We start from the raw sequence: 18,766 nt of genomic DNA on the forward strand, positions 1-18,766 counted from the left end.
ATTGAGCCAGACTGATGCGAGCAACGAGACAGCTACACAGACATCGGCTCAACCAGACGCGAAGGTCCCGGCCTATAGCTGGTATGCACTGGGCGTGCTGGTCGTGGTCTACATGCTCAACTTCATCGACCGGCAGATTCTCTCGATCCTCGCCAACGATATCAAGGCCGACCTCGGTGTCGGCGACGACTATCTGGGATTTCTCTACGGTACCGCATTCGCGGTTTTCTACGCGCTCTTCGGCATCCCCCTCGGCAAGCTGGCGGATAGCTGGAAGCGCGTCCGGTTGATGGCCATCGGCCTGACGCTGTGGTCGGCCATGACTGCACTGTCGGGCTTTGCGAAGACCGCGGCAGGCCTGACGGTTGCCCGTATTGGCGTGGGGGTCGGGGAAGCGACCGCCAGCCCCTCTGCCTATTCGCTCATATCGGACTGGTTCCCTGCGCGCCTGCGCGCCACTGCCCTCGCGATCTATTCGTCGGGCCTGTATGTCGGCGGCGGCATCTCGCTGCTGATCGGCGCGATGGTGGTCGAGGCCTGGAACGAGGCATATCCCGGCGGCGGCCCGCTGGGCCTTGTAGGCTGGCAGGCCGCATTCCTCGCGGTCGGCATTCCCGGCCTGCTGCTCGCCATCTGGGTCCTCAGCCTGCGCGAACCCGTGCGCGGCGAGATCGATGGCCTGCCGACGCCGGAAGATCCCGAGCCGTTTCGCGGCTTCCTGCGCGAACTCTTCCAGGTCATCCCGCCGTTCACGATTCTCGGCGCGGCCATGCGCGGTACCTCGGCGCTAATGGTCAACCTTGCCGGTCTCTTGGGCTTTGCGGTCCTCGCATGGGTGATGACCCAGATCGCGCCTGCTAGTGCCGCATTGCTGCCCGGCATCGTATCGGACCAGTGGCTGTTCCTCGGCATCGGTTATTATGCCGTATTCAGCTGGGCGATGGGCCTCAAGGCGCGCGACTTGCCCACTTTCAGGCTGACCTGGGGATCGCCGGCCTTCCTGACCGTCATCCTCGGTTACGGCATGGTCGCCTTCATGTCCTATGCTGGGTCCTACTGGGGTGCTCCTTACGCAGAGCGCGCGCTGGGTGCGGCCAAGTCCGACCTCGGCTGGTTCCTCGGTGCGCCTGCCGCAGTGGCAGGTTTCCTCGGCGTGATCCTCGGCGGACGCCTTGCCGACTTCTTGCTGGAGCGTCGACCCGAAGGGCGTCTCTACGTGGTGATGTTCGGTCTGGTGGCACCGATCCCGCCGCTCCTCATCGCCTACACGACCGACGCGCTCGTCACTTTCTATATCGCCAGCTTCTTCGCCAACATGTTCTCGGCGTCGGCACTCGGTGCAGCCGCTGCGAGCAGCCAGGCGCTGGTCCTGCCGCGAATGCGCGGTCTTGCGACGGCGACCTTCTTCCTGTCGACGACGCTGGTGGGCCTTGGGCTTGGTCCGTTCATGGCCGGATATGTCTCGGCCACCAATGCTGACGACCTGTCGTTCGGCGTACTCTCCACGCTGGTAGCCGTTCCGATCGGACTGGTGTTGCTGATTGCCGCCATGAAGCTCGTACCTGCAGCCGGGGCGAGCGTAGTGGAGCGCGCCCGGGCTGCGGGGGAAAACGTCTAGGACAGTAGGCGATCAGGCGGGGCGCAATACCCCGCACGCGATCCGCGAACCGGCATCGCCGGCAGGATCGCTGCGATAGTCGTCTGCGCCTGCATGGATCATCACTGCCGTACCGTCTGCGTCGAAGATATCGGCGAGGACCTGGTCGCGCGTTCCGGCGAGATCGAACTCGGCAGTAGCGGTGCCGTTGGCCCCGACAACAAGGTTGGGCAGGTCCCCCAGATGCTTGCCGGAAGGGTTCTCGCTGCCGTGCTGGCGACCTGCCGGGTTTAGATGTCCGCCGGCGCTGGTGAAGCCCGGTGCTTCGCACTTGCCAGTCGTATGGAGGTGGAAGCCGTGAGGGCCCGGTTCGATACCGGTAACGGCAATTGCAATGCTCACCGTGGTGCCGTTCGACAGGAGCTGCGCCGTGCCTGCCGGAACGCCGTTTGCGAGCGTTAGGCTCGCCTGGCCAACGCGGTCGGTCGGCAAGTCGCTCAACGTGCTGCATCCGCAAAGAGCGAGAGCAAGCAGGGCGGGAGTGGCTAGTTTCTTCGCTATCATGTGATCGATCCTCGCAAGTTTCGTGCTTCTGCAAGGCCCAACGAAAAAGGGGCCGGATTGCTCCGGCCCCTAATCCTGTTTCTACCTTGAAGGGTAGAATTACATGCCCGAACCCGGACCGTAGGTGACTTCCACACGACGGTTCTGGAGTTCGCGGACGCCGTCTGCGGTCGGAACGCGAAGCTGCGTTTCGCCGAAGGCTTCGCTGCTGATCCGGCCATCGGGGATGCCGCGGGCGGTCAGGTAGTCGCGAACCGACGAGTTACGACGCTCTGCCAGGCCCATGTTGTACTGGGCCGAACCCGAGGTGTCGGTGTGGCCAGCGAGCATGACCGAAGCCATGCCGCAGTTGGCGTAAGCCGAAACCGCGTTGTCGAGGATCGTCGCTGCTTCCGGAGTGATGTCCGACTCGTCCCAGTTGAAGAAGACGATGTACGGGCCCTGCTGGCACACCGGAGCCGGCGGCGGCGGCGGCGGCGGCGGCGGCGGCGGCGGGGGAGGCGGCGGCGGCGGCGGCGGCGGCGGCGGCGGCGGAGTCGGAGCACCGAAGTTGTAGGTCAGCGTGCCCATGAGCGAGTGCGTGCGCCACTTTTCGTCGAGCGAACGACCGCCAAGGTCGACGACTTCAACGTCTTCAGCGGTGAACATGCGATAACGCAGGCCGACGTCGACACTGTCGCTCAGCGGAGCGTTGATGCCGGCGATGAGCTGCCATGCAAGGTCGGTGCTGGAGTCGTCGATCGACGGGCTGCCAGCGTCGTTGATGCGGGCTTCGACGCTCGTACGAGCGACACCGATACCGGCACCAGCATAGAACTGGAGGCCGTCATCCGAGCCGAAGTCGAACAGGCCGTTGAGCATGAAGCTCAGCGCGTTGATACCACCGGTACCTTCGTAGTCGCCTGCAGCTGCAACACCGCCGGTGCCGAAAGCGATGCCGCTTGCGGGAACGGTGAGGGTGTCGAGGTTGGCGTCGCGATAGCTGGCTTCGGCTTCGAGGCGGAACGCACCGAAGTCGTAGCCGACATAGCCGCCGCCATCGAAACCGTAGTCGGTGTCGACGCTGACGATGCCGGTTTCATTGCCATCGGCATCACGAATTGCGAGATCGAGATCTTCCGCGAGCATCGGGCCGAATTCGGCGCCGATGTACCACGAGTTATCTCGTGCGAGGGCAGGCGATGCAAGGGCCGTAGAGGCCATCGCCATTCCTAGGACGAAATTCCGCATTATTTATTTCCCCTTTTTGCGAATTTAAGCCACCGAGTGAAACTTATCTAACTTTCCCTCAGCAAGGTGGCAAGCGGCCATTGAACGGGAACTGTTGCAAGAATGTCGCGATTCCCGTCAGATTATTGGGCTGTCCGGCGGGTTTCCCCGTCCAGCACGCGGCTTTAACGTGACCGCCCGAAACTAGTTCCGACAAATCAGACGAATAGGCCGAACTGTCGCAAAATGGCTACAACCTCGCCGATGGCAGTACGAGCCTCGGCGTCGATGTCGCTTCCTGTTGGGGTGGCCCCGGCTTAAATATACGGCCGGTCCAATTGCTGGTGTAGACAAAGCGACGGGGAGGCGCTTTTGTCGCTTAGGAACGTCGCGTCGGGCGGTCCTGCATGCCGCTAGCGGCCTCGTCCAAGGTGAATGACAAGTTCAAGCAGCCTTTGGTCATACGGCAGTAACCCATCGGGGCGACGTCAACTTGAGCCTCCTTGGGCACTGCGATGCAAGACCATCTAATCCCAAATTACTGAATCAAGTTCTTCTTTTTTCGTAGCTGCGGCGTTCCATCACAAACAGTCGCCTGCTGGCCACCGTGTCGCGGTGCGCGATCAGGCGCGGAAGGCGGTGCCGATGTCGAACTTGCGCTTGTTGCCGTCCTCATCGAAGTCCTCGAGCCGCCCTTCGCGCAGGCGGGAGAGCAGCTCCATTTCCACATTGTCGTATCCCTCTGCGAGCGCCGCATACCACTGGCGGGCGAATTCGGCTTTCTCGCGGCGGGTCTTGTAGACCAGGCTCTGGCTAACGCCGGCCAGTTCGCAGGCTGCCTTCACGTTCGAGGTTTCGGCCAGCGCGTTGATGAAAATCCTCTCCCAGTTCTTCTTCGCCATGCGCTCCTCCGGTGAAAAAGCGACGCCGGACACGAAAAAGGGCGGTGGCCCGTGAGGCCCCGCCCGTTCGAATCACACTATCGCGATGTTCCATTTGTCTAGCCAAATAGCGTTACGATGTCAACCAAGAAGAACCAAATAGGTTATCGCGAAGCGCTTGCCTACGCAGCGAGGCTCGCCTAATTGCCGCGCTTCGAACGGGAAGGGTCACACCAGTGCTGCGCAGCCTCTACAACTGGACGATGGACAAGGCCGCGCACCCGCATGCGGTGTGGTGGCTGGCATTTTTCTGCTTCATCGAATCCTCCTTCTTCCCGATCCCGCCGCACCCGCTCTTGGGCCTCATGTGCCTCGCCGAACCGAAGAAGGCGGTGAAGTTCGCTGCTGTCGCGACGCTGTCGTCGGTTGCGGGCGCGCTGCTCGGCTATGCGATCGGCTGGGGCCTTTACGACACGGTCGGCGTGTGGCTGATCTCCAGTCTCGGCCTCAGCGAAGCCTTCCCGGTCGCCGCCTGCCATTTACGCGAATACGACTTCGAGGCGATCCTGATCGCCGGCGCCACGCCTGTCCCGTTCAAGCTGCTGACGATCACTGCCGGCTTCGTGGGCATGAACCTCGTCACTTTCGTGCTGTCGAGCTTGTTCGCCCGAGCGCTCATCTTCATGACGGTCGGCATCCTGTTCCGCGTCTTCGGTGCGCCGATCAAGCGGTTGATCGACAAGTACCTCGGCCTGCTGACCACGCTGTTCGTCGTGCTGGTGGTAGGCGGCGTGCTGGTGCTCGCCCAGTTCGGCAGCAGCGATGAAGGCAGCGACGACGTCTGCGCCAACGCTCCGGCTATCGAGGCGGGCGTCTAGGCCAGCGCATAGGCGGCGAGCCGCTCGCGGTCGGGCACCCTGATGCGGCCGTAGCCGCGTTCCACCAGCCGCTTCGCCTGCAACTCGCGCAGGGCCGCATGGGCGGTCGCCCGTGTCACGCCGAGGAGGTCGGCCAGCTCCTGCTGGGTGATCGCCACTGTCCCGTCCTCTCCCGCCATGTTGGCAAGCAGTTCGGCAAGGCGGGCAGGGTTGGTCCCGCGCCGCACGCTGGCAAGGATTGCGAGTACGTCCTGGAGCTGCGCCGACAATGCGCCGAGCAGGGCCTTGCTCGATGCCGGGTAATTGCCCAGCGCATCGAGGAACCGGCGCGCCGCGATGAAGCGGATGCGGCTGGTCCCGCGCGACACGGCATCGACGATGCGCGGGCGGCCGGAGAACACCGCCAGCTCGCCATAGGAATCGCCTGGCCCCAGCAGGGCCACAGCACGGAACTCGCCATCGGGCAGGAACTGGCCGACCATGACCGAGCCTTCCTCGATCAGCCAGAAGCCGTCGGCCTGCGTCCCGCGCTGCTGGATAAGCTGCCCGTCGGCGAATTCCCGGTCCACGCCGCCACTGCGCAAATGCGCCTGGAGCGACGGATCGAGCGCGGTGAACAGCATGGGTGTCACCAGCGAGCGCCGAGTCGTGCGAGAATGTAAAATATTGGACATTCTTGCGCCTCGGTAAACGCTAGACAGCGAATCGACAAGTTTGTCCGGGGAGAGGACACATGCCTGCATCGACCATCGCCATCGTGGCGATCTATCTCGGTTTCGCGCTGCTGGAGCTGTGGCGCTCCAACCTGTTCTCGAAAGAAGAGCAGTCGCGCGACGACGGGATCGTCGAGGCCATCAGCATGACCATGCTGCTCGCCGTGACCCAACCGACCGTGCTGCTGCTGGCGGGCAAGATCGCCGACATGGTCGCGCCGCAATATGCCGGCGCCCTGTCGGGCCTCAACATCTTCGCCGCGATCGCGCTGTTCCTCGTGCTCGACGACATGCTCCAATACTGGTGGCACCGCGCGAGCCATTCGACGCCGTGGCTCTACAATCTCCACCGCGCGCATCACAACGCGCGCTACATGAGCGTGCGGCTCGTCTACCGGAACAACATCATCTACTACGCCATGATGCCCAGCCTCTGGATGTCGGGCGTGCTGATCTGGCTCGGCCTCGGCTGGGTCTATGCGGGCTACATCGTGGTGAAGCTGCTGGTCATCACCGGCGCGCATTCGGACGTCGCCTGGGACGAGCCACTTTATGCGAAGAAATGGCTGTCGCCCGTCATGTGGGTGGTGGAGCGCACCATTTCGACGCCCGCGACGCACCACGCCCATCACGGCCGCCATGCGGACGATCCGGCGGTCCACTACAAGGGCAATTACGGAAACCTGCTGTTCTTCTGGGACGTGCTGTTCGGCACGGCCAAGATCACCCGCACCTTCCCGGTAAGCTACGGGGTCGAGAATCTCGCACCCGCCACGCTCGGCCAGCAATTGCTGTGGCCGATCTTCCCGGAGAACAAGGTGATGGACGAACCGGTTGGAGAGGGGACGACCGCAAAGGTCGCCTGACGGAAAGGCCGGCCGGTTTTCGCGACCCTCCGGCCGGTCTTTCCATTTCCCTTTAGCCTTCGAAGGCGGTTTCCAGCGTGATCTCGCAGTTCAGCAGGCGCGAGATCGGGCAGTTCGCCTTGGCATCGGCGGCCAGTTCCTCGAACTTCGCCTGGTCCATGCCCGGGACCGATCCCTTCGTGGACAGGGCCGAGCGGGTCACGGTGAAGCCGCCGTCGAGCTTTTCCAGCGTCACCTTCGCTTCGGTTTCGACCTTGCCGTCGCTGAAGCCGGCTTCGGCCAGCTTGAACGAGAGCGCCATGGTGAAGCAGCTGGCATGGGCTGCGGCCACCAGCTCTTCCGGGTTTGTCCCGGCTGCATCCTCGAAGCGCGTGTTGAAGCCGTAGGGCTGGTCCGACAGCGCGCCCGAGCCGGTCGAGACATGGCCTTTGCCGTCCTTGCCGAGGCCTTCGTAGGTCGCGCTGCCGCTATTGGTCGTCTTCATCGGTTCAATCTCCTTTGCACCGATGAGACGGATGGCCGGACCTGCCGTTCCCGGCTGGTCAGATGATGCCGACGGCCTTGCCCGACTTCTCGAAGATATCGAGGATCTGACCGACCTCTTCCTCGCTGTGTTCGGCACACAGCGAGCAGCGCAGCAGCGTCATGTTGGCAGGCGTTGCCGGCGGACGCGCGAGGTTCACGTAAAGCCCGTTCTTGATCAGCGCTTCCCACATGGCCGCGCCCTGCTGGAGGTCGGGCATGATCACCGCGATGATCGCGCTTTGCGGTTCCTCGGTCCCGAGCTGGAAGCCCAGGTCCTTCAGGCCCTTGTGCAGCGCCTTGGAATTTTCCCAGAGATGCGCGCGCTTGTTCGATCCGTGCATCAGCTTGCGGATCGAGGTGCAGGCGGTCGCCACCACGCTCGGCGGGAGCGAAGCGGTGAAGACATAGGGGCGGCACACCAGGCGCATGATCTCGAACTTGGGATGGTTGGAGACGCAGAAGCCGCCCACCGTGCCCACGCTCTTGGAGAAAGTGCCGATGATGAAATCGCAATCGTCGATCACGCCGGCCGCTTCGCACACGCCGCGCCCGTGTTCGCCGATGAAGCCCATCGAGTGCGCTTCGTCGACCAGCACCATGGCGCCATATTTCTTGGCGACCGCGACCATTTCCTTCAGCGGCGCGACATCGCCCAGCATCGAGTAGACGCCTTCGAGGATGACCAGCTTGCCGGCGCCTTCGGGAATGCGCTTGAGGCGCTTTTCCATCGCTTCGATGTCATTGTGCTTGAAGGGCACGACTTCGGCATTGCCCATCGCGCAGCCGTCCCAGATGCTGGCATGGCTGTCGATGTCGAGGACGATGTAGTCGCCCTTGCCCGCAATGGTGCTGATGATCCCGAGATTGGCCTGGTAGCCGGTCGAGAAGACCATCGCGTGGTCCATGTCGTAGAAGTCCTTGAGCGCTTCCTCGACGTCCTTGTGACCTTGGTAGGTGCCATTGAGCACGCGGCTGCCGGTGGTGCCCGCACCGAAATCGGTCAGCGCCTGTTTGCCCGCCTCGACCACGTCGGGGTCGAAGGTCATGCCCATGTAATTGTAGGTGCCGAGCAGGATCGTCTCGCGCCCGTTGCAGATCGCGCGGGTCGGCGAGAGGACCTTTTCCATCACCAGGTTGAAGGGATCCTCGACACCGCTGTCGAGCAGGCCTTGGCGCATGGCGATGATGTCGTCGAACTTGGAGAACAGGTCCTTGCCTTCGCCCTCGCGCTCAATCGGCTGGTCCGGCTGGGAGATGCCCTCGCTCATCAGTCGGCCTGCATCTTGTTCACGGCATCGACGAGCTGGCCGTAGGTTTCGATCTCGGCCTGCTGGTTCATCGAGATGATGATGTCGAACTCGTCCTCGATCTCGGCAACGAAATCCATGACCGTCAGGCTGTCGAACTCCAGGTCGTTCTGGAAGCTCGTGTCTTCGGTGATGTTGACTCCCTTCTTGTTGAAGGGTTCGGCGATCTCGCGAATCTTCGCGTCGACTTCCGCTCGGTCCATGAAGGTCCTGTCCTTGTAATGCGTGGCGAGCCGCAGCTGTTGCGGTTCATGACCATTGGCGCGGCAAAGCGGTTTCCGCAGGGTTTTGTCAAGCGCGGCGGCGCGTTCCTATTCGCCGACCAGGCGGCGCACGGCGGCCATGAAGGGGCCGATCGACACCGGCTTGGCGAGGTAATCCTCTGCCCCGGCACCGCGAATCCGCTCCTCGTCGCCCTTGCCTGCATAGGCGGTCACGGCCAGCACGGGCACTTTCGCCAGTTCGCCGTCGCGCTTGATTTCGGCGATCAGGTCGACCCCGCTCACCCCGGGCAGCTGGATGTCCATGATGACGAGGTCGGGCGAGAACTTGCGCGCCGTCGCCAGCACGTTGTTGCCGTCGGCCACGGGAACGACTTCGTGCCCGTTTGCCTTGAGCACGTCACAGAACAACTTACGATTGAGATCGTTGTCCTCGACAACGAGGATTCTTCTTGCCACGGGCCTGCCGTCTCCTGCGAATGGCGCAAGTACCGGCAGGCGGCATAGGGACAAGCGAAAGGGCTGACAATTCCTGCATCGGACAAAGCTGACGAAACGCGCGCGCCGGAAGTGCTGGCGCTGGAAGCGCTGGGCTGGGCGCTGGTCGACGAGCGCCGGGCAGAGCGCCTGTTGTCGCTGACCGGCCTGACGCCCGAACGCCTTCGCCACGGCATCGCCGAACGCGAAGTGCAGGCCGCCGTGCTCGAATTCCTCGCAAATCACGAACCCGACCTTATCTCGGCAGCCGATGCGCTGGGCACCACGCCCGAAGCGCTGGTCGCTGCCCACAGGAGCCTGTCACAATGAGCCGCCCGCTGATCATCACCGATTGCGACGAAGTCCTGCTCTACATGGTGTCGCCCTTCCGCGACTGGCTGGACGAAACGCAGGGCGTCGACTTCCACATGGGCACGAATGATTTTTCCAAGGCGCTGCGCTGGCAGGAAAACGGCGAATATCTCGCGCCGGAAGAAATCTGGCACATGCTGGGCCGCTTCTTCGATACCGAAATGCACCGCCAGTCGCCCATTCCCGGTGCGATCGAGGGCATCAACACGCTGGGCGAGAAAGCCGACGTGGTGGTGCTGACCAACCTTGTCGACAAGCGCCAGCAGATGCGGACCGAGCAGCTGGCCGATCACGGCCTTGCCGCGCGGGTCTTCACCAACCAGGGCCCCAAGGGCCCGGCGCTGCAGCGCATCCTTGACGAATACAATCCGACCAAGGCGATCTTCATCGACGACCTTGCGCAGCACCACCGCTCCGCGCGCGAGACGATCGGGTCGATCACGACGCTACACCTGTGCGGCGAGCCGATGCTTGCCCCGCATATCGACTGCGCCCACACCTCCGGCCATGCCGATGCCCGCATCGACTGCTGGGAAGAGGCGCTGCCCTGGCTGATGGGCGAACTGGAGAGGGAAGAAGCATGAGCATCGAAGCGAAACTGGCCGAACTGGGCATCATCCTGCCGCAGGCCGCGGCACCGGTCGCCAGCTACCAGGCAGTGGTCGTCACCGGGAACATGGCCTTCCTTTCGGGCCAGCTGCCCTTCGTCGACGGCCAGCTCGTCACCGGCAAGCTGGGCGCGGACGTCTCGCTCGAAACCGGCCAGCAGGCCGCGCGCGCCTGCGGACTGATGATCCTTGCCCAGCTCAAGGCAGCCGGGCTGCTCGAACAAGTGGAACAGGTGGTCAAGCTGGGCGGCTTCGTTGCCAGCACGCCCGATTTCACCGACCAGCCCAAGGTCGTGAACGGCTGCAGCGATTTGATGGCCGAGGTGTTCGGCGATGCCGGCAAGCACGCGCGCAGCGCGGTCGGCGTGCCGGTCCTCCCGCTCGATGCCGCGGTCGAGGTCGATGCGATTGTCGCCCTTCGCCCTCATTGACCGGCTGGTCGTTCCGGCACCCGACCCCGAGCGGGTCGGGTGGCTGCGGACATGGACCTATGCCCATCGCGGCCTTCACGGGCCGGGCCGGATAGAAAACGGGCCGAGCGCCTTCCGCGCCGCGGTGGAAGCGGGCCTCGGGCTCGAATGCGATATCCAGCGCAGCGCCGACGACTGGCCGATGGTCTTCCATGACTGGGATTTCGCCCGGCTGGTCGGGCGACCGGAGAAGACGGAAGCGCTGACCCGCGAAGAATGGCGCGAGCTGGCCTATCTCGAAAGCGAGGACCGGCCGATGGACCTGCCCGAGCTGCTGGCGATGGTCGCGGGCCGGGTGCCGCTGCTGATCGAGATCAAGTCGCGGCGCGGCTATGATGTCGAGCTAACCTGTCGGCGGGTGGCCGATGCGCTGGAAGGCTATGCCGGACTCCACGGTGTGATGAGCTTCGATCCGCGCGTCTCGCGCTGGTTCGCCAGGCATAACCCGCAAACGGTGCGCGGCCTCGTCATGCGCGAGGACGAGCGCGGTTACACCCAGTCGGCGGCCAGTCGCCATCTCGCGCTGTGGGCGGCGCGCCCCGAATTCATCGCCTACCACGTCGCAGCCTTGCCGAACCCGATGGTCGCGGCACTGAAGGCGCGCGGGATGCCGGTCCTCACCTGGACAGTGAACTCGCCCGAGAGCCGCGCGGTCGGCCAAGCCCATGCCGATGCCCTGATCGCGGAAGGAGCGGGGCTGGCGTGAGCGAGGGCGACCTGGCGGCAAGGGTGGCGGGATCGGTCGGCGCGATCGACCGCGATGCCTGGAACGCGCTCGCCGGTGACAATCCTTTCGTATCGCACGAATTCCTCACCGCGCTGGAGGATTCGGGCAGTGTCGGACCCGGTACCGGCTGGCAGAGCGCGCCGCTGGTCATATCCTCGGCGGGCGGCCCGCCGCTCGCTGCCATGCCTGCCTATCTGAAGAGCCATAGCCAGGGCGAATATGTCTTCGACCATGCCTGGGGCGATGCCTACGAGCGGGCAGGGGGGCAGTATTACCCCAAGCTCCAGATTGCCGCGCCCTTCACGCCGGCGACGGGCCCGCGCCTGCTGCTGTCGGACGAGAGCCTTGCCGCACCCATGCTGAAAGCAGCCGAGCAATTGTGCCTGCAGAACGGCTTTTCGAGCGCGCATGCGACCTTCATCGAACCGGCGCAGGTCGCCCTGTTCGAAAAGGCCGGCTGGCTGGTCCGCAAGGACCTGCAGTTCCACTGGCACAATCGCGGGTTTGCAGGATTCGACGATTTCCTCGCCACGCTCACCTCGCGCAAGCGCAAGGATTTGCGCAAGGAGCGGGCAGCGGCGCAGGAAGGGCTGGAAATCGTGAAGCTGCGGGGCGAGGATATCCGGCCCGAACACTGGGACGCCTTCTGGGTCTTCTACCAGGACACCGGCGCGCGCAAATGGGGCCGGCCCTATTTGACGCGGGAGGCCTTCGACCTGTTCCACAAGCGGATGGGCGAGAAGCTGCTGCTCGTCCTTGCGCTGGAAGACGGGCTGCCGATTGCCGGCGCGCTCAGTTTCATCGGGGGGGATGCGCTCTACGGGCGCTACTGGGGCTGCACGAAGGACGTGCGTTTCCTGCATTTCGAGCTGTGCTATTACCAGGCCATCGATGTCGCCATCGAACTCGGCCTCGACCGGGTCGAAGCCGGAGCGCAGGGCGGGCACAAGCTGGCCCGCGGATATGAACCTGTCGAAACGGTATCGGCGCACTGGATCGCCGATCCGGGTTTTCGCGAGGCAGTGGCCGATTTCCTGACACGCGAACGCGCCGGAGTGGCGGCCGATCGCAACTACCTCGCGCGCCGCACCCCTTTCAGGCGCGGCGGGTAGGGGTCAGGCGACGCGGCGTTCGCCTTCGCACAGCCACTGGCGAGCACGACGCTGGGCTTCGGAAATTTCGCGGGCGGTCATTTCGTCCGAAATATCGGCGCGGCACCAGGCAGCTTCCTCGTGACCCTTGGATGCGGCGATGTTGAACCACTTGTGCGCCTCGATCATGTCGCAGGCCACGCCGTGGCTGCCGGTCGAGAAGGCAACGCCCAGGTCGTAGAGCGCGTCGATGCTACCCTTGGCAAAGGCACCCAGATATTCCGCGATGGTCGCTTCGCCTTCACCGGTCTGGTCGATGCGGCCGGCGCCCCCTTCGATGCTCGTCAGTACGGTCATTTCGAACTTCCCCCATTGGCCCGGCCCCCCGCCGGGTGAGGACAGTCCTCGCCTGTTATGGTCAATAAAAGGTTAACGCGGTTTTCGTTACCTCGCCGCCAATGCGGTCCATTTGTCACAGGTCGGTGAAAGGATTGGGATTGCGCCTTGTGCCGGAAAGTCGTGCGACCTATAGGCCGCGCCATCGAACAGGCGGCGAGGTACCGGAAAGATCCGGACCAGCAGGGCGACGCGGCATCCGTTCCGATGGGTAGAAGGATTACGAGGTCAATGGCCACTTCGGCTTCGAGTGTTTCCGACAAGCTCGCCAAGGCAAAGGCGGCTGTCGCTCCGGACTATGTTCCGTCCGACGACGAAGAATATATGAGCGACCAGCAGCTCGATTACTTCCGTATGCTCCTGCTCGACTGGAAGAAGTCGATCCACGACGCGGCCGGTCTCACTCTCCAGCACCTGCAGGACGGCCCGATCCGCGAACCCGATCTCAACGACCGCGCATCGTCGGAAACCGACTGGGGCATCGAACTGCGCACCCGCGACCGCCAGCGCAAGCTCATCGCCAAGATCGACGCTGCGCTGCGCCGCATCGACCAGGGCGAATACGGCTATTGCGAGGTCACCGGCGATCCGATCGGCCTGCGCCGTCTCATCGCCCGTCCGGTGGCAACGATGACTGTCGAGGCGCAGACCGCGCACGAACGCAAGGAAAAGATCTCGCGCGACGATTGATTTCCCTCGGAAATCTTGCTGCGCGGGTAACCATTTCTTCATCGGTAAATCGCTAGTTTCGGCGGCAGCGCACCCGGTTTTCGGGTCGGCGCGCAAAGCTGTTCGGAGCCCACTCCCTTGTCGATGATAGACACGCGAAACCTGAACCGTGACAGTCTCTTCCTGACTGCAACCCTGCACGCCGGTCCGGCTGGCGAGGCGGTCAGGGTCAAGGTGCGCAATTTGTCGGACGGCGGCATGATGGCGGAAGGGCTGCTGCCCCTGTCCCGCGGGGACCGCGTTACGGTCGAACTGCGCAACACCAAGCCGGTGCGCGGCGTCGTCGCGTGGACGCAGGGCAACCGCTTCGGCATCGCCTTCGAGGAAGAGATCGACGCCAAGGCCGCCCGTGCGGTGATGGCCGTCTCGGAAAGTGTCGCGCCGCGCCATACGCGGCCGATCGGCTTTTACCAGCGCGACCCTTCGCAGCTCCGCAAGCTCTGATTGCCTTGCACGACGGCGGTGCGCTGCTAACCCAGCGCAATGCGCCGCGTCGTTCTCACCCTTGCCGTGCTGGTCCTTGCCGCCTGTTCGGGGCGCGAGGATGACGGTGTGCTCGACGTCGCTTTCATCGGACAACCCGAAGATGCTTTCGAGCAAGGCCTGCGCATCGGTCCGGCCGCACAGCTGGTACGGGCTTCGACCCAGCAGGGCCTCGTCCGGTTGAATGCCGCCGGCGAGGTTGTTCCCGGGATCGCCGAACGCTGGATCGTCACCGATGACGGCGAAAGCTACATCTTCCGGATTACTGAATTCGACCTGCCGAATGGCGAGCGCCTGACGGCAGCCACGGTACGCGATTCGCTGCGGCGAACGATCGCGCGGCTGGATGGCACCAGTCTCGGCCTCGACCTGCAGAAGGTCGCCGAGATCAGGGCCATGACCGGGCGCGTGGTGGAAATCCGCCTGAAGAGCCCCATGCCCGGCCTGCTGCAGGTGCTGGCCCAGCCGGAACTCGGCATTTCGGCAGAAGCGGCCCGAACCGGCCCGATGAGCGCGGCGCGCGACGGCGATGCCTGGCTGCTCGAAGCGATGGCGCCCGAATTGCGCGGCCAGCCCTCGCAGCCCGAGTGGGGCGAAGGAATGCGCGCGATCCGCTTCCAGACCGTGCCTGCCGAACAGGCGGCACAAGGCTTCCAGCAGAACCGCTACGACCTCATCCTTGGCGGGCGGATACAGGACCTCCCGCGCGCCTCGACGAGCACGTTTTCGCGCGCGACGGTGAGGCTCGATTCGGCGATCGGTTTGTTCGGCCTCGACGTCAGGCAGCAGCGCGGCTTCCTTGCGGATGCGGCGAACCGGGAAGCGATTGCCTTGGCCATCGACCGCAATGCCATCGCCAGCGCGCTCGGCATCGGCGGCTGGAGCGCTTCTGCACGGATCGTCCCGGCGGACCTGCCCGGCGTTGCTCCCTCGCCGGACCGCTGGGAAGGCCTGTCGCTCGACCAGCGCAGGACGCGCGCGGCACAGCGGGCAGCCGGCTGGCGCGCCTCGAACGGCAGCGCGCCGAGCGTCTCCCTCGCACTACCCGAAGGGCCCGGTTCGGACCTCTTGTTCGCCAGCCTTGCCAAGGATCTCTTGGCGGTCGGGATCGTGCTCGAACGCGCCGCTGCTGAATCGCGTGCCGACATGGTCCTGCGCGACCGCGTTGCGCGCTATGCGGGGCCGCGCTGGTTCCTCAACCAGTTCAATTGTAGCATCTCGCCGCGCATCTGTTCCGAAGATGTCGATTTTCTTGTCTCGCTCGCCACCGACGCCGCCAATGCCGAGGAGGAAGCCTCCTATTTGCTCGAGGCCGAGAGCACGCTGGCGGCGACGAACCTCTACATCCCGCTCGGCGCGCCGATCCGCTGGACCCAGACCCGTTCGGAAGTCGAAGGCTTTTCGGAGAACCCCTGGGGCTTCCATCCCTTGTTCCCGCTGACCCTCGCGCCCATCTAAAGGGCATGGACGACAATCGCCTGACCCCGATCGATATCTATTCCGGTCGCGAGGAGCCCCGTGCCGACCGCGCTTCTGCGCAGGCATTCGGCATCGAACTGCCCATGGGCAACGACCCCCAATCCATCCGCCGCCGGGTGGAAGCGCTGGAGATGATCCTCGAGCGCAGCATGGTCATCCCGGGCACGAACTACCGGATCGGGCTCGACACGATCATCGGCCTCGTGCCGGTGCTGGGCGACATCATTACTGCCGCCATGGGCAGCTATATCGTGTGGGAAGCGCGCAACCTCGGCATTCCGAAGTGGAAGCTGTGGCACATGATGGGCCGCATCGGCTTCGATACGGCAGTGGGCGCCGTGCCGCTGCTGGGCGATGCGTTCGACGTGCTCTACCGGTCGAACACCAAGAACCTGAAGACGATCAAGAAGCATCTTGACCGCCACCACCCCGAGACGCGCGTCATCGACCAGTAGTTTTGCCTGCGTCGGGGGCGCGGCCATTGCGCGGCGGTTCCTGCGGCCATAAGGCTGCGCGCATGACGCAGGACGTGACCTATTCCTCCTATCTCGATCTCGACCGCATTCTGGCGGCGCAGCACCCCTCGTCGGATGCGCATGACGAGATGCTGTTCATCATCGTCCACCAGGCGAGCGAGTTGTGGCTCAAGCTCTGCCTGCACGAATTGTTCGCCGCGCGCGACTGCATTCGCGAGGACCGGCTGCGTCCGTCCTTCAAGATGCTCGCCCGCGTCGCCCGCGCACAGGGACAGCTGATCCAGAGCTGGGACGTGCTGAGCACGATGACGCCGCACGACTATTCGACGATCCGCCCGCACCTCGGCTCTTCCAGCGGGTTCCAGAGCGCGCAGTACCGGATGATGGAATTCCTCCTCGGCGGCCGGAAGCCGGCGATGGTGAGGATGCACGAGACCACGCCGGAGGTGGCGGGGCAGCTGCGCGCCGAGCTTGGTCGCAAGAGCATCTACGCCGAAACGGTCGCCCTGCTCGCGCGGCGCGGCTTCGCCATTCCTGCCGAGGTCCTGGAGCGCGATGTCTGGGAGCCGTGGACGCATTCGCCCGGGGTCGAGGCGGCGTGGGCCGAAATCTACCGCGACCCGAAGGCGCACTGGGACCTCTACGAGCTGGCGGAAAAGCTGGTCGATCTGGAGTATCACTTCCAGCGCTGGCGCTTCGGCCATTTGAAGACCGTGGAACGGATCATCGGCTTCAAGACCGGCACCGGCGGTACGCCCGGCGTGCCCTACCTCGCCGGCGTCTTGCAGCAGGCCTTCTTCCCCGAGCTGCTGAGCGTGAGGACCGCGATATGAGTTCCTGGCGCAGCTCGCGGCGGATCTGGGATATCAGCCAGGTGCTGCGCCCCGGACTGCCCGTCTGGCCGGGCGATACCGCCTTCGGGTTCGAGCGCACATGGCGGATGGAGGACGGCTCGCCCGTCAATGTCGGCCGGATAGTCATGAGCACGCATTCGGGCACCCATGCCGACGCGCCGCTGCACTATGATGCCGCCGGATTGGACGCAGCCGGGATGGAACTCGATCCCTTCATCGGCGAATGCTTGGTGGTGGATGCACGCGGCGTTTCCGGAGAGATCGACGTCGCCGACCTGCCGCACCTCGGCAGCGCCGACAGGGTGCTGTTCCGCACTTGGGAAGCCTTCCCGCATGACGAATGGCGCAGCGACTGGAAGCCCATCGCTGCCGAGACGATCGAGTGGCTCGCGCTGCAGAGTGTGAAGCTGGTCGGTACCGACGCACCCAGTGTCGATCCGCAGGATTCCAAGACCATGGATGCCCACAAGGCCGTGGCGAGAAACGACATGCGCATTCTCGAAGGTCTCGTGCTCGATGATGTCGCTGAGGGCCGCTACGAGCTTATTGCCCTGCCGCTCAAGGTGGGCGGCGGGGATGCCGGCCTCACCCGCGCAATCCTCAGGGAACTTCGCGATGCTTGAGCGCGCACGCAGTCTCGACGCGGCGGACCCGCAGGCAAGTTTCCGCCACCGTTTCGACGTGCCCGAGGGCGTCATCTACCTCGACGGCAATTCCCTCGGTTGCCTGCCCAAGGCCACGCCGGCGCGTTTGGAACAGGTCGTTCGGGGCGAGTGGGGGCGCGACCTCATCCGCAGCTGGAACAGCGCGGACTGGATTCACTTGCCGCAGCGCGTCGGGGCGAAGATCGCCCCGCTCATCGGCGCGCAGCCGCACGAGGTCATCGCCTGCGACAGCGTCTCGGTAAACCTCTACAAGCTCATCTCCGCCGCGCTTGCCATGCGGCCGGGGCGCAAGACCGTGCTGAGCGAGCCGGGCAATTTCCCGACCGACGTCTACATGATCGAAGGCCTCGAAAAGCAGGGGTTGGCGCAGCGTAGGCTGGTCGCCCGCGAGGAATTGGCAGGGGCGCTCGACGATAATGTCGCGCTGCTCATGCTTACGCATGCGCATTACAAGACTGGCCAACTGTTCGACATGGAAGCGCTTACGCGCGCGGCGCATGAGGCAGGTGCGCTGGTGCTGTGGGACCTGTCGCATTCGGGCGGCGCGCTACCGGTGGACCTCACCGCCTGCGAGGCCGATTTCGCGGTCGGCTGCGGATACAAGTACCTGAACGGAGGTCCGGGAGCACCGGCCTATGCCTTCGTGGCTCAGCGGCATCACGAGGCCATCGCGCAGCCGCTGAGTGGCTGGATGGGGCACGCGAAACCGTTCGAGTTCAGCGACGACTACACGCCTGCTGCAGGCGTCGATCGCCTGCTGTGCGGCACGCCCGGCATCCTTGGCCTCGCCGCGCTGGAAGTGGGCGTCGATCTCATCGCCGAAATCGGGGTGGAGCGGCTTTATGCCAAGTCGCAGAAGCTGTCGGAATTTTTCCGCCAATGCCTTTCCGAAGCGGATGTCGAGCTGGAACTCGTCAGCCCTGCAGATCCCGTGCAGCGCGGTAGCCAGCTCTCTTTCCGCCACGGCGATGCCTACGCCATCTGCCAGGCGCTGATCGCGCGCGGCGTGATCGGCGACTTCCGCGATCCCGACATCCTGCGTTTCGGGTTCGCGCCTGCCTATTTGCGTTTCGAAGACATGGCCGAGGCCGTGAGGCACCTCGCCGAAGTGATCGAGACCGGCGAGTGGCAGCGCAGCGTGTTCCGCGAACGAGCGGCCGTTACCTGACAGGCTGGAC

Annotated in this window: 24 protein-coding genes; 15 read left to right on the forward strand and 9 right to left on the reverse strand. The window is 64.4% G+C overall.

Annotated features, from left to right (window positions below):
• The first annotated feature begins 1 nt into the window (after position 1).
• Complete coding sequence (locus GRI42_RS12190; RefSeq protein WP_234033946.1) at positions 2-1,618, forward strand: MFS transporter; 1,617 nt, start codon at positions 2-4, stop codon at positions 1,616-1,618.
• Between the two features lie 12 nt (positions 1,619-1,630).
• Here the strand turns inward: GRI42_RS12190 and GRI42_RS12195 are convergent, their stop codons facing one another.
• From GRI42_RS12195 to GRI42_RS12205, 3 genes are all read right to left on the reverse strand, one after another.
• Positions 1,631-2,098: a superoxide dismutase family protein gene (locus GRI42_RS12195; protein ID WP_234033947.1), complete on the reverse strand. Its 468-nt coding sequence runs from the start codon at positions 2,096-2,098 to the stop codon at positions 1,631-1,633.
• Positions 2,099-2,260: 162 nt separating this feature from the next.
• Complete coding sequence (locus tag GRI42_RS12200; protein ID WP_170290018.1) at positions 2,261-3,391, reverse strand: OmpA family protein; 1,131 nt, start codon at positions 3,389-3,391, stop codon at positions 2,261-2,263.
• A 602-nt stretch (positions 3,392-3,993) separates the two neighbouring features.
• Positions 3,994-4,272: a hypothetical protein gene (locus GRI42_RS12205; protein ID WP_160608747.1), complete on the reverse strand. Its 279-nt coding sequence runs from the start codon at positions 4,270-4,272 to the stop codon at positions 3,994-3,996.
• Positions 4,273-4,487: 215 nt separating this feature from the next.
• Here GRI42_RS12205 and GRI42_RS12210 point away from each other — a divergent pair, with 215 nt between their 5' ends.
• Positions 4,488-5,129, forward strand: coding sequence for a YqaA family protein (locus tag GRI42_RS12210; RefSeq protein WP_325065333.1), 642 nt, complete (start codon positions 4,488-4,490; stop codon positions 5,127-5,129).
• Here GRI42_RS12210 and GRI42_RS12215 read toward each other — a convergent pair.
• The gene (locus GRI42_RS12215; RefSeq protein ID WP_160608748.1) at positions 5,126-5,803 is read right to left on the reverse strand and encodes a Crp/Fnr family transcriptional regulator; all 678 of its coding nucleotides are present in this window, start codon (positions 5,801-5,803) and stop codon (positions 5,126-5,128) included. The two genes, GRI42_RS12210 and GRI42_RS12215, sit on opposite strands and share 4 nt — an antisense overlap.
• Positions 5,804-5,862: 59 nt before the next feature.
• Between GRI42_RS12215 and GRI42_RS12220 the strand changes: the two genes are divergently transcribed.
• Positions 5,863-6,708 carry a sterol desaturase family protein gene (locus tag GRI42_RS12220; protein WP_160608749.1) on the forward strand — a complete coding sequence of 282 codons (846 nt, stop codon included), beginning with the start codon at positions 5,863-5,865 and terminating at the stop codon, positions 6,706-6,708.
• Between the two features lie 52 nt (positions 6,709-6,760).
• Here GRI42_RS12220 and GRI42_RS12225 read toward each other — a convergent pair whose 3' ends face one another.
• From GRI42_RS12225 to GRI42_RS12240, 4 genes are all read right to left on the reverse strand, one after another.
• The gene (locus tag GRI42_RS12225) at positions 6,761-7,192 is read right to left on the reverse strand and encodes an OsmC family protein (protein ID WP_160608750.1); all 432 of its coding nucleotides are present in this window, start codon (positions 7,190-7,192) and stop codon (positions 6,761-6,763) included.
• 58 nt (positions 7,193-7,250) lie between these two features.
• Positions 7,251-8,501, reverse strand: a complete 1,251-nt coding sequence (gene spt, locus GRI42_RS12230; protein ID WP_160608751.1) for a serine palmitoyltransferase — start codon at positions 8,499-8,501, stop codon at positions 7,251-7,253.
• Positions 8,501-8,743, reverse strand: coding sequence for an acyl carrier protein (locus tag GRI42_RS12235; protein WP_160608752.1), 243 nt, complete (start codon positions 8,741-8,743; stop codon positions 8,501-8,503). Before GRI42_RS12235 ends, spt begins: the two co-directional genes overlap by 1 nt.
• A 108-nt stretch (positions 8,744-8,851) precedes the next feature.
• Positions 8,852-9,220 (reverse strand): response regulator, encoded by a 369-nt coding sequence (locus GRI42_RS12240; RefSeq protein ID WP_160608753.1) that lies wholly within the window; start codon positions 9,218-9,220, stop codon positions 8,852-8,854.
• A gap of 114 nt (positions 9,221-9,334) precedes the next feature.
• On the opposite strand from GRI42_RS12240, the gene GRI42_RS12245 reads away from it, so the two are divergent.
• The 5 genes from GRI42_RS12245 to GRI42_RS12265 are packed head-to-tail and all read left to right on the forward strand — an operon-like array spanning position 9,335 to position 12,527.
• A complete protein-coding gene (locus GRI42_RS12245) occupies positions 9,335-9,568 on the forward strand; it encodes a DUF3572 family protein (RefSeq protein ID WP_160609212.1) in 234 nt (77 codons plus the stop codon).
• Complete coding sequence (locus GRI42_RS12250) at positions 9,565-10,194, forward strand: HAD family hydrolase (RefSeq protein WP_160608754.1); 630 nt, start codon at positions 9,565-9,567, stop codon at positions 10,192-10,194. Before GRI42_RS12245 ends, GRI42_RS12250 begins: the two co-directional genes overlap by 4 nt.
• Positions 10,191-10,649: a RidA family protein gene (locus GRI42_RS12255; RefSeq protein ID WP_160608755.1), complete on the forward strand. Its 459-nt coding sequence runs from the start codon at positions 10,191-10,193 to the stop codon at positions 10,647-10,649. The genes GRI42_RS12250 and GRI42_RS12255 overlap by 4 nt, the downstream gene beginning before the upstream one ends.
• Positions 10,621-11,394, forward strand: coding sequence for a glycerophosphodiester phosphodiesterase family protein (locus tag GRI42_RS12260; RefSeq protein ID WP_160608756.1), 774 nt, complete (start codon positions 10,621-10,623; stop codon positions 11,392-11,394). Before GRI42_RS12255 ends, GRI42_RS12260 begins: the two co-directional genes overlap by 29 nt.
• Complete coding sequence (locus GRI42_RS12265) at positions 11,391-12,527, forward strand: GNAT family N-acetyltransferase (RefSeq protein WP_160608757.1); 1,137 nt, start codon at positions 11,391-11,393, stop codon at positions 12,525-12,527. Before GRI42_RS12260 ends, GRI42_RS12265 begins: the two co-directional genes overlap by 4 nt.
• A 3-nt stretch (positions 12,528-12,530) precedes the next feature.
• Here the strand turns inward: GRI42_RS12265 and GRI42_RS12270 are convergent, their stop codons facing one another.
• The gene (locus tag GRI42_RS12270) at positions 12,531-12,863 is read right to left on the reverse strand and encodes a sel1 repeat family protein (protein WP_160608758.1); all 333 of its coding nucleotides are present in this window, start codon (positions 12,861-12,863) and stop codon (positions 12,531-12,533) included.
• Positions 12,864-13,133: 270 nt separating this feature from the next.
• Between GRI42_RS12270 and dksA the strand changes: the two genes are divergently transcribed.
• The 7 genes from dksA (at position 13,134) to kynU (ending at position 18,756) form a co-directional block, all read left to right on the forward strand.
• A complete protein-coding gene (dksA, locus tag GRI42_RS12275; RefSeq protein WP_160608759.1) occupies positions 13,134-13,592 on the forward strand; it encodes an RNA polymerase-binding protein DksA in 459 nt (152 codons plus the stop codon).
• A 123-nt stretch (positions 13,593-13,715) separates the two neighbouring features.
• Positions 13,716-14,075, forward strand: coding sequence for a PilZ domain-containing protein (locus tag GRI42_RS12280; RefSeq protein WP_160609213.1), 360 nt, complete (start codon positions 13,716-13,718; stop codon positions 14,073-14,075).
• Between the two features lie 39 nt (positions 14,076-14,114).
• Entirely contained in the window at positions 14,115-15,572 is a 1,458-nt protein-coding gene (locus tag GRI42_RS12285) for an ABC transporter substrate-binding protein (RefSeq protein WP_160608760.1), read from the forward strand.
• 104 nt (positions 15,573-15,676) lie between these two features.
• Complete coding sequence (locus GRI42_RS12290) at positions 15,677-16,048, forward strand: DUF4112 domain-containing protein (protein WP_234034042.1); 372 nt, start codon at positions 15,677-15,679, stop codon at positions 16,046-16,048.
• Positions 16,049-16,110: 62 nt separating this feature from the next.
• A complete protein-coding gene (locus GRI42_RS12295; RefSeq protein WP_160608762.1) occupies positions 16,111-16,902 on the forward strand; it encodes a tryptophan 2,3-dioxygenase in 792 nt (263 codons plus the stop codon).
• A complete protein-coding gene (gene kynB, locus GRI42_RS12300; RefSeq protein WP_160608763.1) occupies positions 16,899-17,546 on the forward strand; it encodes an arylformamidase in 648 nt (215 codons plus the stop codon). Before GRI42_RS12295 ends, kynB begins: the two co-directional genes overlap by 4 nt.
• The gene (gene kynU / locus GRI42_RS12305; RefSeq protein WP_160608764.1) at positions 17,539-18,756 is read left to right on the forward strand and encodes a kynureninase; all 1,218 of its coding nucleotides are present in this window, start codon (positions 17,539-17,541) and stop codon (positions 18,754-18,756) included. The genes kynB and kynU overlap by 8 nt, the downstream gene beginning before the upstream one ends.
• Positions 18,757-18,766: the final 10 nt, after the last annotated feature.

The organism is Qipengyuania gaetbuli, assembly GCF_009827315.1.
Lineage (GTDB): Bacteria > Pseudomonadota > Alphaproteobacteria > Sphingomonadales > Sphingomonadaceae > Qipengyuania > Qipengyuania gaetbuli.

Bases quoted from the DNA above. Each gene is read 5' to 3' on its own strand.
- GRI42_RS12200 (WP_170290018.1), bottom strand. From the start codon at position 3,391: ATGCGGAATTTCGTCCTAGGAATGGCGATGGCCTCTACGGCCCTTGCA.
- GRI42_RS12205 (WP_160608747.1), bottom strand. From the start codon at position 4,272: ATGGCGAAGAAGAACTGGGAGAGGATTTTCATCAACGCGCTGGCCGAA.
- GRI42_RS12215 (WP_160608748.1), bottom strand. From the start codon at position 5,803: ATGTCCAATATTTTACATTCTCGCACGACTCGGCGCTCGCTGGTGACA.
- GRI42_RS12220 (WP_160608749.1), top strand. From the start codon at position 5,863: ATGCCTGCATCGACCATCGCCATCGTGGCGATCTATCTCGGTTTCGCG.
- GRI42_RS12225 (WP_160608750.1), bottom strand. From the start codon at position 7,192: ATGAAGACGACCAATAGCGGCAGCGCGACCTACGAAGGCCTCGGCAAG.
- spt (WP_160608751.1), bottom strand. From the start codon at position 8,501: ATGAGCGAGGGCATCTCCCAGCCGGACCAGCCGATTGAGCGCGAGGGC.
- GRI42_RS12235 (WP_160608752.1), bottom strand. From the start codon at position 8,743: ATGGACCGAGCGGAAGTCGACGCGAAGATTCGCGAGATCGCCGAACCC.
- GRI42_RS12250 (WP_160608754.1), top strand. From the start codon at position 9,565: ATGAGCCGCCCGCTGATCATCACCGATTGCGACGAAGTCCTGCTCTAC.
- GRI42_RS12255 (WP_160608755.1), top strand. From the start codon at position 10,191: ATGAGCATCGAAGCGAAACTGGCCGAACTGGGCATCATCCTGCCGCAG.
- GRI42_RS12260 (WP_160608756.1), top strand. From the start codon at position 10,621: ATGCGATTGTCGCCCTTCGCCCTCATTGACCGGCTGGTCGTTCCGGCA.
- GRI42_RS12270 (WP_160608758.1), bottom strand. From the start codon at position 12,863: ATGACCGTACTGACGAGCATCGAAGGGGGCGCCGGCCGCATCGACCAG.
- dksA (WP_160608759.1), top strand. From the start codon at position 13,134: ATGGCCACTTCGGCTTCGAGTGTTTCCGACAAGCTCGCCAAGGCAAAG.
- GRI42_RS12280 (WP_160609213.1), top strand. From the start codon at position 13,716: ATGATAGACACGCGAAACCTGAACCGTGACAGTCTCTTCCTGACTGCA.
- GRI42_RS12285 (WP_160608760.1), top strand. From the start codon at position 14,115: ATGCGCCGCGTCGTTCTCACCCTTGCCGTGCTGGTCCTTGCCGCCTGT.
- GRI42_RS12290 (WP_234034042.1), top strand. From the start codon at position 15,677: ATGGGCAACGACCCCCAATCCATCCGCCGCCGGGTGGAAGCGCTGGAG.
- GRI42_RS12295 (WP_160608762.1), top strand. From the start codon at position 16,111: ATGACGCAGGACGTGACCTATTCCTCCTATCTCGATCTCGACCGCATT.
- kynB (WP_160608763.1), top strand. From the start codon at position 16,899: ATGAGTTCCTGGCGCAGCTCGCGGCGGATCTGGGATATCAGCCAGGTG.
- kynU (WP_160608764.1), top strand. From the start codon at position 17,539: ATGCTTGAGCGCGCACGCAGTCTCGACGCGGCGGACCCGCAGGCAAGT.